The sequence below is a fragment of the Acinetobacter sp. genome, from assembly GCF_045628685.1.
GTDB lineage: Bacteria > Pseudomonadota > Gammaproteobacteria > Pseudomonadales > Moraxellaceae > Acinetobacter.
Genome location: NZ_JAZQPV010000126.1, coordinates 55,595 through 66,675, shown reverse-complemented (window position 1 = coordinate 66,675; position 11,081 = coordinate 55,595). Strand labels below are relative to the sequence as shown.

Annotated in this window: 10 protein-coding genes and 2 pseudogenes; 10 read left to right on the top strand and 2 right to left on the bottom strand. The window is 34.6% G+C overall.

The features are described 5' to 3' along the window. A partial coding sequence (locus tag ACKI4H_RS16180) for a chromate transporter (RefSeq protein WP_407307522.1) occupies positions 1–674 on the bottom strand: 674 nt, incomplete at its 3' end. A gap of 141 nt (positions 675–815) precedes the next feature. On the opposite strand from ACKI4H_RS16180, the gene ACKI4H_RS16175 reads away from it, so the two are divergent. The 8 genes from ACKI4H_RS16175 to ACKI4H_RS16140 all read left to right on the top strand — a co-directional run bounded on the left by ACKI4H_RS16175 (position 816) and on the right by ACKI4H_RS16140 (position 8,088). Beyond that, positions 816–1,808, top strand: a complete 993-nt coding sequence (locus tag ACKI4H_RS16175) for a patatin-like phospholipase family protein (RefSeq protein WP_407307520.1) — start codon at positions 816–818, stop codon at positions 1,806–1,808. A gap of 341 nt (positions 1,809–2,149) precedes the next feature. Continuing rightward, positions 2,150–2,347, top strand: a complete 198-nt coding sequence (locus tag ACKI4H_RS16170; protein ID WP_407307518.1) for a hypothetical protein — start codon at positions 2,150–2,152, stop codon at positions 2,345–2,347. Positions 2,348–2,666: 319 nt separating this feature from the next. Then, a complete protein-coding gene (locus ACKI4H_RS16165; protein WP_407307516.1) occupies positions 2,667–3,083 on the top strand; it encodes a transposase family protein in 417 nt (138 codons plus the stop codon). A 75-nt stretch (positions 3,084–3,158) separates the two neighbouring features. Then, complete coding sequence (locus ACKI4H_RS16160) at positions 3,159–3,341, top strand: transposase (RefSeq protein ID WP_407307530.1); 183 nt, start codon at positions 3,159–3,161, stop codon at positions 3,339–3,341. A gap of 689 nt (positions 3,342–4,030) precedes the next feature. Beyond that, positions 4,031–4,519, top strand: a complete 489-nt coding sequence (locus ACKI4H_RS16155) for a hypothetical protein (protein WP_407307514.1) — start codon at positions 4,031–4,033, stop codon at positions 4,517–4,519. Between the two features lie 110 nt (positions 4,520–4,629). Next, positions 4,630–5,331 carry a molecular chaperone gene (locus ACKI4H_RS16150; RefSeq protein WP_407307512.1) on the top strand — a complete coding sequence of 234 codons (702 nt, stop codon included), beginning with the start codon at positions 4,630–4,632 and terminating at the stop codon, positions 5,329–5,331. Positions 5,332–5,340: 9 nt separating this feature from the next. Next, complete coding sequence (locus ACKI4H_RS16145; protein ID WP_407307510.1) at positions 5,341–7,668, top strand: fimbria/pilus outer membrane usher protein; 2,328 nt, start codon at positions 5,341–5,343, stop codon at positions 7,666–7,668. 9 nt (positions 7,669–7,677) lie between these two features. Further along, positions 7,678–8,088 (top strand): hypothetical protein, encoded by a 411-nt coding sequence (locus ACKI4H_RS16140; protein ID WP_407307508.1) that lies wholly within the window; start codon positions 7,678–7,680, stop codon positions 8,086–8,088. A 295-nt stretch (positions 8,089–8,383) separates the two neighbouring features. Here ACKI4H_RS16140 and ACKI4H_RS16135 read toward each other — a convergent pair. Next, positions 8,384–9,139: pseudogene (locus ACKI4H_RS16135) on the bottom strand (IS5 family transposase); the annotation flags it as partial. 79 nt (positions 9,140–9,218) lie between these two features. On the opposite strand from ACKI4H_RS16135, the pseudogene ACKI4H_RS16130 reads away from it, so the two are divergent. Together ACKI4H_RS16130 and ACKI4H_RS16125 are read left to right on the top strand one after the other, a co-directional pair. Continuing rightward, a pseudogene (locus ACKI4H_RS16130) lies at positions 9,219–10,439 on the top strand (glycosyltransferase). 31 nt (positions 10,440–10,470) lie between these two features. After that, a complete protein-coding gene (locus ACKI4H_RS16125) occupies positions 10,471–11,022 on the top strand; it encodes a phosphatase PAP2 family protein (protein WP_407307506.1) in 552 nt (183 codons plus the stop codon). The last annotated feature ends 59 nt before the right edge of the window (positions 11,023–11,081 follow it).

The window sequence follows — 11,081 nt, the reverse complement described above, 5'->3', positions numbered from 1 at the left end:
TGTAGCCCGTTCACAAGGGGAAAGATAAGAAATGGGAGAATAAAAAGAACTAACCAAAGATAGGCATATGATCTTTTTGTAGAGGAAATAAGAGGGATTAAAGAGGAGTTTTCTGTATTATTTTCTGATGTAAGTCTGTTTTTTGGTGCGAAAAACAATCCTAGCAATGCTGCGATAAAAATCACCATGATTTGATTCATAGGCAGTGAAACACTGTAAATAAACAGGGCAGAACAGAGCATTAAAATATATTGCCAGAGTTGGGTACAAAAGCTCCGCAGCATTTGCCAGAAAGCCCATGTCACCACCGCCAAGACAATCAGTTGAATGCTATGAAAAAACGCAGAAGAAAACAGAGGAAAAAATTGTTGACCTAATATTGCTACTGTAGTCATCAATATTGCGGAAGGTAAGGTAAAACCCAGCCATGCAACTACTGCACCTCCATAGCCTTTTTTCACATAGCCAATCGCCAGGCCGACTTGACTGCTGGTCGGTCCAGGTAGAATTTGTGCCAATGCAACCAATTGAGCATATTGCTGGTCATTTATCCAATTTAATTGTTTTACAAAAGTTTGATGAAAAAAGATCAAATGTGCAGCTGGCCCCCCAAATGCTACACAACCTAATTTTAAAAAAATTAGAAAAATAGTGCGATAATGAAGAGAAGGCATTGGCAAATTCACTAGGGTCAATTTTAAAGAAAGTCTAATATTTTTCGATGGCAGTTTAACGAAATACTACAATGTGAAAAACATAAAGTTCTTAAACTGTACGACTTTTAAAAGATAAGTTTATTCATCTTTAGGTGGTTCATGATAAATATCAAATATGGTTGTATTGCTTTAACTATAGTCAGTGTAGTGGGATGTCAAACCGTTCCTCACTCCAAGCTTACTGTGGGTTCAGCAGGCTTATCTGAATCTCCAAGTGTAGATGCACAAGTACATGCCGACCGTATTGACTTTAAAAAATTAAAAAAACAGGAAAATCGTCCAATTGTAGCCTTGGTACTGGGCAGTGGTGGTGCGCGGGGCTATGCGCATATTGGTGTCATTCAGGTATTGGAACAACAAGGTATTCATCCTGATTTTATTGTCGGCACCAGTGCCGGAAGTATTGTGGGGTCAATTTATGCCAGTGGCAAAACCGCGAACGAATTGCGGGATATTGCGTTAAATATGAAAGCTCATGATGTGCGTGATATAAAACTGGATATAAAAGGGTTTTTTGACGGCAAAAAAGTTGAAAATTACGTCAATCAGCAAGTCAATAATACACCCTTGGAATTGCTTAAAACTCCAATGTATGTGGTGGCAACAGAATTAAAAGAAGGCAAAAAAGTCGTCTTTAATTATGGCAACACCGGGCAAGCGGTGCGTGCTTCCGTGTCTATTCCAAGTATGTTTGTGCCTACTAAAATCGGTGAAGATGAATATGTCGATGGTGGCCTGGTCAGTCCTGTCCCTGTCAATGTAGCGCGTGATTTGGGCGCAGATATTATTATTGCAGTCGATATTCTGGCTCAACCGATACATACCGAAACCAACAATGTTTGGGGTCTGTTTAACCAAAATATTAATATTATGCAGAATCATTTGGCTAGAGAAGAACTGAAACATGCAGATATTGTGATTCAGCCTGATTTAAGAGAAAAAGCCCATATTTTTGATGTCAAAGGTCGTGAAATGACCATACGAGCAGGTAAAAAAGCAGCACAAAATCAATTAAATGCTATTTTAACTGTATTTAATCAAAAGCACTATTCATACATAAATAAAATTCAGCAACTGAGCGCGCAGGATTAATTACGGTTATAAAGAAATTGAAATGATAACAATGAAAAAATGAATCAAGAACAAGATATTAATTTTTGTTTAATAACGTCTTGTTCCTATTTCAATAGTGTCCCATAGATTTTTATTTTGATTGATAAGTAAGCAAGTTGAGCGTGATTCTATTGTAAAGATAAATTAATTAATTGATATTTCTGAATAAAATCAACTAAGTGACTAAAAGTTTTATATTATATTATTTTTGTATTAATGTGTTTTTCTTCAATGATTTAAGTTTACCAGTAGTTTAAAACACAATAAACTTGATTGTACTAAAGTCGATATGAAAAACATATTTCTGTAAGGACAGTTAAATGAATAACAGCAGTATGAATATAGAAAAAATTAATATTGGGCATAAAGTCAAAATGGCCACTATGGAACATTTGGTTTTTACCGTAATTGAAGAAAATGCAGATGGTACATTTAGTATTGAAACCCAGCTAGATCCGCAGAATGTGCTCAGTTACGGCAATATTTCCAAAGAGATGTTACGTAGAATCGTTTCTTAATCTTATTGATTCGGCTGTTTTTATTTTTGAGCAGTTGAATAGTTAAAAAAATATTTGCAAATGGATTTGCATTAAGTTTGGATCAGAATAACAATAGATCTCTTTCATAAATCAAAAAATGATCTTCTTTTGGTTGATATTTGTACTCCAGTTTTTTTGGCATTCGTGCATCATCTGCGGATGAAATACATCGATTCAAACAGGCTTTCTGATCCTCAGTTCAAGCGATACACCGGCATCTCATGGTCAACCTTCTATTTAATGGTGGGGCAATTGAAAATGCATGTCCCTGCCAAGGGCAGACCGGCCAAGTTAAGCCTTGAGGATCAAGGTTCTGCTTTGTCTGAGCTATTGGCGGGAATACCGAACCTTATTTCACGTTGCGACGAGTTACGGTGTTTCAGAACCCACAGCCTCAAGAATTGTCCGTCATGTTGAAAACTGTCTGATTCGGTCCAATCTTTTTAATTTACCCAAAGACTTACCCGAAGGTGAAGGCATAGACTGGAATGTTGTGATCGTGGCTGCCACAGAAATCCCAATACAAAGGCCTAAAAAACAGAAGAAAAGCTATAGTGGCAAGAAAAAGACCCATACCTTCAAAGTACAGGCCATGATTCACCATAAAACTCAGCAAATTCTGAGTTTATGGAGCAGTCGCGGTGCAGTGCGTGATCGAGTTATTCAAAATAAACCTGCATCTTGTTCCATCAGGAGTTTTTATCCTTGCAGATAAAGGCGATCAGGGGATTTATACTTTGTATCCCCCATAGCCTGGTGCCATTAAAAGCCAAAAGACGCTGTAAACTGGATCCTGAACTCAAAAATCTATAATCAGGAGATCAATAAAAGAAGAATCGGGATTGAGCATGTCTTTGGCAGCCTGAAAACCTTCAAGATCCTTGCCGAACGTTATCGAAATAGAGGCAAAAGACTCGGTTTGAGATTTAATTTAATCGCTGGAATCTATAACTTGGAGCTGATTAAAAAATGATTTATGAAAGAAGTCTAATAAATATTAAAAAGAATAAATACTGAATTAAAGTGAATACAATTAATTTCGGCTTAGAAAATCTTCACATTAAATAAATATAATAAAAGATTAGGCAGTATTTTATTCTTGGAAATCTATATAAGCTGGGTTTTAAATTTTTATTATATATTTTAGTAGTGATTTGAATAAAGTTGTTACATTTGACTATGAAATTATGCGACTAATAGATTATTGGAAAAAGAACATAAAATAAAAAAATAAGTCACATATTTGATATAAAATAAGGAATAAAATACGCTTTTTTGTAAATTATGTAAATTTATTGCATTTTTATGTAATATTATAATAAATAAAAAAACATATATAAATTAAACACTTATCTTTTTATTAATATTTTTTAGAAATATTTAGTTTTTTTTTGAAACGATTGGAGCTAAATTTAAATTGTAAATTGATGTTTATAAATATAAATTTTAATAAAAATAGTATTTTAGCTAATAGTTGAATTGGAAACTATAATATAAATAAATATAGTGAATAATAAAATTTTTAAAATTTTTATATCAATCGTAATAATATGAGTGGGCGATTACGGGATCCTACTCATAATAAAAAGAGTTACAAACGTAATTGTTAATATAATTAAATAAATATATACATTCTTTTAAAAAAAAGAGATGGAGAAAGTCATGAATAAAAAAATACAAACCGCATTAGCCGCATTAGCTTTTGGTGTGTGTGCAACAAGTGTTTATGCAGGACCACCAGAACGTGGAGGTGGTCCACATAAACCAGGAAAAACTTCTTGTGGCAATGAGTGTAAAGGCAAGATTGATATTGTATTAGAAGTTCCAAAGCATTGTGATTTTAGTATTGCAGACTCAAGTCTTGCCCTTACAGCACAGAATAATTATACGGCTTCTACAACCTTTGATGTAAGTACCAATGCTGATTATAGTTTGACGATTACACCACCAGGAACATTGGTCAACGGCGCTCGTTCTGTGCCCGTAAGTGTGCAGACTACTCGAGGTGGTGCTACCTACGCTAGTGGTTCGACAGTAAATTGGGATGGAAGAGCACATACGTATGGGGTTCGAGCTCAAGCCTCAAACATTGGTGTCGGAACATATGCCGGTACTTATAGGGGAACTTATGGTGTAGAAGTTAAATTCTAAATTAAAAGTATTCTCTATTTCAAAAAAAGATCCGGTAGGAGATGCATTTTTGGCATCTCCTATTTTTAGCCGTTAGAGCAGAAAAATAATTTATATATTTGGGGCAAATAATGATGAAAAAAATAATGGGTTTTTGGGGCTTGTTTTTGTTAAGTCTTTCCGTATCTGCAGGAATAAAATTTAACCCCATACAATTATTTATTCAGGATTCTACTCGTCAAAGAAGTACCACAGTCAGTATTGAAAGCACAGGATTAGCGAAATCACGGATATTTGAAATTTCTGCAGCAAAATGGAAACAAAATCAAAAAGGTGAAGATATTTTAGAAGAAGATAAAACACTTTTATTTAATCCTAAAACTTTTGAATTAAAACCAGAAAGTAAGCAAATTGTACGTATTGGATTTAGTCAGCCATTAACAAATATGAATCAAGAGCAAACATGGCGTATTATTTTTAAAGAAGTCACACCGGTAGAGGATGATTCCTCAATTAATTTTTTATTTAATTTTTCTTTACCCTTATTTGCGGGAAAACAAGCTACTCCCAAGCTAGATCTAAAATTAGAAAAATTAGACAATCAGGCTTATTTAAATATTGATAATTTAGCCAAGTCGCATATAAAAATTGTTGAAATCCTTGTAACAGATAATAAAGATAAAGAAATTTTAAAAAAGAAATTAGGTCAGTATGTTCTAGGGGGAAATCAGATCAAGCTAGAGCTCGGTGAAATTACAAATAATAATGAGTTAAAAATTAAAATTAAAACAGATAAGGATGAGAAGTATTTGGAATACTCAGTAAAAGGATAGGGGAGTGCTATGAAGGCCACTAAAATTCTTACAATGATCGTTTGTAGTATAGGTTTTACTCATGTAAATGCAGCTATTAATCAGCAATTAAATCAACAACAAGAAATGGAGATGGTCATTGTAAATATCTGGATCAATGGCCTTGATTATAAAGCGGAAGCAGTTACTTTTTCGAGAGATGGGGGAAAGTTTATTGAATGTCAGGCCTTAAAAAATGTGGGTATACGTATTGAGAAATTGAGTAGAGATACCATTAAAAAAGATTTTTGTTTATTGACTTCATCTTCAATAAAATTTGAAGATGATCAGGCTTTACAAGCAATAAAAATAAATTTTCCATCAGATTACTTTGAAGATACTCAATATGGTTTGAGCACCATTATTCCTCCAGAAAAAGCAAATTTTGGCGGTTTTTTGAATTATAGTCTTTTTTATAGTAAGGATAATTATGAGCAGGACTTTAATACGTTTTCTGAACTAGGCATATTTAAAGATTATTGGTTATTAAAAAATTCTTTTTTATATAGAAATAGTCCAGATGAATTCGAAAAAAAATTGCTTCGAGTAAACAGTACTCTGAATATTGAGTTTCCTGAAAAATTTTTGACATTAACACTAGGAGATACGACCACTCCTTACAATACCTTAAATAACTCATTCCGGTTTGGAGGACTGAGTATTGGAACGAATTATACAGATCGTCCAGATTTTATTTACTGGAATGCACCGACTCTAAAAGGAAGTGCTGCTCTACCTTCTACAGTTGATTTATACCTTAATGGTGTTCAATTGTATAAAAATTCTGTGACACCAGGTAATTACTCGCTGCCTACGGGTGCACTCATTAATCAGGCAGGAAATGCCCAAATTGTTGTGGAAGATATTTTGGGCAATAGAACAGTTCAGAGCTTTCCTATCTTTATCAATAATCAATTACTCAAACCTAAGTTGAGTGAATATAATTTTTCTATAGGTAAACTCAGATATAACTATGATGAGGTTAATGATGATTACCGAGACTTTTTTTCAAAATTATATTTTCGGCGAGGAATTACGTCATCTACTACTTTAGGCGGAGATATTTTATATAGTGAAGATACGAATAATGTCAGTTTATTATGGACTCAAGCATTAAGCAAATTTGTACTTTTAGATACTGCTTTTGCGCTAAGCGATGCTGAAAATGAGCAAGGATATGGTGCTTCTGTATCTCTTAGCCGAGATTTTATGAATTGGTCATTTGGAATGAATAGCCGTTTTTTTTCTAAACAATATAAATATATTAGTGATGAAGAATTTAACTCTAATATAAAAACATCAAATCTAGTTTATTTTAATTTTTATAACCTTAAATATATAGATGGGCTAAATATAAGTTATATCGATCAGACAAATTATACTTCTAATAATACTGATCCTAATAACCGGAAAATTTTTGATATTATTGCAAGAAAAAATTTAACCAATAACTTATATTCCACCTTCGGGTTTTTTAAAGATTTTGGCGATGATGAGGACTATGGGTTTAATATTGCATTTAATTATAATTGGGTCGAAAAAGGACAAATTAATTTAAACCATGATACTGGAAATGATGAAACCCGCTTAAGTTTTAGAAAAACAACGATGACGCAAAATGGTTTTGACTATGTATTAGGTGTTAACCGAACTGATGATGAAATAAATTATAATGCTTATGGTTTATGGAAAACAGGTATTGGTAATTTGCAGATTTCTCATGATGAATATGAAGATAATCGGGTTTCACAAGCCGTGTTTGAGGGTGCACTAGTTTGGTTGGGTAATAAAGCAGCATTAACTAAATATGCAGATAATGCTTTTGCACTTGTTAAAGTTAATAATCATTCAAATTTGGATATTTATAAATCCTCATCGTTGGTTGGTAATACCAATGATAAAGGCTACATGTTTGTACATCATATTATTCCTTATATAAATTATGATATTTCATTTGATCAGAATCAGTTAGCTATGGAAGAAACTTTTGAATATTCTTCTAAAAAACTGGTTGGTTTAGATCAACGGGGATATAAAATTGACTTTCCAGTTTATAAAACAAAACGTTTTGCTATAAATATAAAAGATATCAATGAAAATAATTTATTAGCAGGGTCAGAGGTTCAGGTAGAGGGCCTAGCCACAGAGCCATATTTTATGGGTAGTGATGGAATAGTCTATTTGTATTTATCTAAGCCTGATCGTTACAACCTTGCGGTTAAAACTCAAGGTGGAACTCAATGTCAGTCTCAATTTGTTCTTAACCAGAATCAATTCGAAAATTTAGATCATCAGGTTTTGAGCAGCATATGTAAATAGGAGTTGAAAATGAAAAAAATTATTTTAATAATTTTAGGTGTGTTGACGAGTGAAATGGTGGCTGCTCAGCAATGCTCAATTGATGGCTTTACCAACTCAGAAATGCGGTTATCAAGTTATCAGCGTAGTCAGTCAGCAACTTCATTCAATATTTCATGTGATGCGAGCTACTCAATTTTATTTAATAGCCAAAATTTAATCACATCAAATGGAATGAGTTATCTTTCCAATGGTCAATATAAATTACGTACCAAGTTAAATTTGAGAGGGGCAAATCAAAATTTATGGGGAGTACATCTTAATCAGACTGGAATACAAAGACAAAAATATATTATCTCTGTACAACTTGAAGATAATCCCTTAAATGGGGTGCCTGCAGGAATTTATCGAGATCGAATTTCAGTTGATATTTCATTCTAATATTGATTTGATTATTAAATAGGTTGTACGATTACATAGATTTTTTTACACATCTTAGTCAGAAAAAATAGAGATAAATGTGGATTCAATTTGATAATTTAAGCGGCAGTAAAGGTACATTTAACAATGGTTGTGTGGGGAATGCTTTAATTATTTTTATATCATAATGTATGTCAATAAACGGTCATCTAAAAATCATCAAACTGAAAGAAATAACATCTAAGCTAATTTTAAAATAATGATCTAGGTATTGTATGACAAACGTGTATGCGACGAGTCTGCTCAAACAACTAGGGCATGTCATCATTAAGTCATATCCTGATTGAGCAGGGTAGATCGCTGACAGGAAGTTTTGAGCCAATTTATCATAGTGCGTAGCAATACCTCGATACTGCTTGAGCTTGGCGAAGAAGTTCTCGATCAGATGTCTTGCCTTATAAAGATGTTGGTCATAATCACGCTGATCAATCGCGTTACTTTTGGACGGCATCACGATCTGGCCATGGATCTTATGGATTGGATCAATCACCTTATCCTTGGAATTGTAGACTTTATCCATGAGCCAAGTGTCTGACTTAACGATAAGTCCAGCAGCATATCAGCACCATTTAAGTCATGAGCCTGCCCGGCAGTGAGATAAAATCCTGTTGGGTTGACTAAAACATCAGTACGGGCATGAATTTTGGTACTTAAACCACCTTTACTGCGTCCGATCGCCTGTTCTTTTTTTTCCGGCACTGTGTTGATGAGCACGCACAATGGTGGAGTCCAGCATGGCATATTCATTATCACTTTCATGTGATAGCACTTCAAAAACTTTCTGCCATACGCCTACTTTAGCCCAACGGCTAAAGCGAGTGTGCCACGGCTCTAAAACCCCCAGGCGTTCTGGTGAGTCTCGCCACGGAATACCTGAACGATACCGATATAATACTGCTTCAACAAATAGCCTGTTGTCTTTGGCAGTTACTCCAACAGTACTTGCTCGTCCGGGCAACAGATCTTTAATCTGTTCCCACTGATCACCTCTTAATGCATAGCGTTTAGTCATGAAAAAATAATGAGGGCAGGTTAGATTTTCTCAAGCTAATTGATGACAGGACCTAGATTTTCCAGAAAGTTTTCATTTTATTTTAAATAGAGAAAGCTGGATGTTATATGGGATGAAATCCAGGTTTTAAACGACTTGGTTCGTCCACACCTAAAATAGCGATTGTTACTGAGACTTGTTCTCCAGAAAGTAACGGAGTGGTGCTATCTTTATTATTACTTTGTAAAGGTGTGTAAAAACAAGGTCATGAAATTTTGTTGATTCGACCCGAACTGCAACACGCATGTAGTGAATTTTTACCAAACAAACAAGGTCTGATCAAAGCGCAATCTATTCCTAAGTATTCCAAACCTTTAATTTGGTTGGCCATAATTTTTAAAAGTATCATATGCACTGGAGGAGTTTGTATCAGACCTTGTGCATATTGTTACCGAAGAACCTTTAGGGTTGAGTGTTTTACAAGCTGCAAAAACCAAAAAAATCCCTATTTCAAGTGACTTCCATTTACCTTTTTAAGAATTTAGTTGTTTTTTCGATTTGGCTTTTTTAGTTGAGCCTATCTAGCACTATTTACGTTGGTTTCATAACAACACACAACTGACATGTATTCCCAGTAAAGATACAGAATATATTTTAAGAAAGTTTTGTGTTTTGGTGTTCATTGTCCTTTGGCTATTGGGGGCGTGGTGTAGATGTTGCATGTTTTTCTTCACCGCCTCGTTTGGATGCTTTATGCCCACCATGGAAGGTAACTCCAGAAACCAAGGTAATGTTGTATGTAAGGACGACGATCTCCTGAAAAGGAAATAGAGGTTATGATGAATGCCTATATCGCTATGAAGCGAGTAAATCAGCAAGATGTAAAGCTTGTTATTGTGGGTGAGGGACCAGATCGGAGTTGTCTAGAGAAATTATGCCAAAGTCATGAGGTTATTTTTACTGGAAATTTAACTGGTTTAAATTTTGCTTAAGCCTATGCAAGTGCGAATATTTCTGTATTCGCCCGCCAAGTTGAAACCTTTGGTAATGTGGTGCTTGAGGCTATGACAAGTGGTTTGCCAGTGAGTACGTATGATTATGCCAGTGCGCATTTACATGAAAAAATGGTGAAACGGGCTGGTTAAGTCCTTTAGGTCAAATAAACTGATTCAGTTAATTTATCAATTACCGAATAATCGACAGTTAAAATATATAAGGTGAGAGCCGTGAAAAAGTACTGGATATTGGATGGCAGCATTCGGTACAGCAGTTTGAACAGGCACTATATGGAGTTGCCAGAGAGAGGCAAATGACATCCTGAATTTTAAGCAGTAGCTTAAAGGAGAATCATCATGAAATTAAAAAAAGCAATAATAACGATGCTAGATCTCGATTTGAAAGGGTGTTTGTATTTGAATCATTTTTCCCATTCCCAAACCGTTGCCTATTTTTTTAAAATTATTAGCCGTCTAGGCAATGGTTTGTTTTGGTGCTTGATGTTGGCCAGTCTTTGGGTATTGGAAGATACCTTTTATATTGAGCAATTACTGTATATTTTGATTAGTGGCTCAGTGGGTTCTGCAATTTATAAAATTTTAAAACAAAAAACCACCCGTCCTCGGCCTTATCAGGTGCATCAAGTGGTTCTGTTACAGGAGCCACCGCTTGATCATTTTAGTTTCCCATCTGGACATACCTTACATGCTGTTATGGTAAGTACGGTGTTGGGCTATATTCAACCGATGTTACTACTTTTAATGTTGCCCTTTACGCTTCTGGTGGCCATATCACGTATGGTTTTAGGATTGCATTATCCGACCGATGTGATTGTAGGTGCGTTGATTGGTGTGTTAGTCGCCACGGGTATTATTTTTACCGCGCCATTTTTAAATATCGTGTTATAAAAATGTCTTTTAAGAATCGAAAAACTATCTCTCAATTTTAGGAATTTGTTAAAGTAGGG

Coding starts and splice junctions, on each gene's coding strand:
- ACKI4H_RS16175 (WP_407307520.1), top strand. CDS start 816: ATGATAAATATCAAATATGGTTGTATTGCTTTAACTATAGTCAGTGTA.
- ACKI4H_RS16170 (WP_407307518.1), top strand. CDS start 2,150: ATGAATAACAGCAGTATGAATATAGAAAAAATTAATATTGGGCATAAA.
- ACKI4H_RS16140 (WP_407307508.1), top strand. CDS start 7,678: ATGAAAAAAATTATTTTAATAATTTTAGGTGTGTTGACGAGTGAAATG.
- ACKI4H_RS16145 (WP_407307510.1), top strand. CDS start 5,341: ATGAAGGCCACTAAAATTCTTACAATGATCGTTTGTAGTATAGGTTTT.
- ACKI4H_RS16155 (WP_407307514.1), top strand. CDS start 4,031: ATGAATAAAAAAATACAAACCGCATTAGCCGCATTAGCTTTTGGTGTG.
- ACKI4H_RS16150 (WP_407307512.1), top strand. CDS start 4,630: ATGATGAAAAAAATAATGGGTTTTTGGGGCTTGTTTTTGTTAAGTCTT.
- ACKI4H_RS16125 (WP_407307506.1), top strand. CDS start 10,471: ATGAAATTAAAAAAAGCAATAATAACGATGCTAGATCTCGATTTGAAA.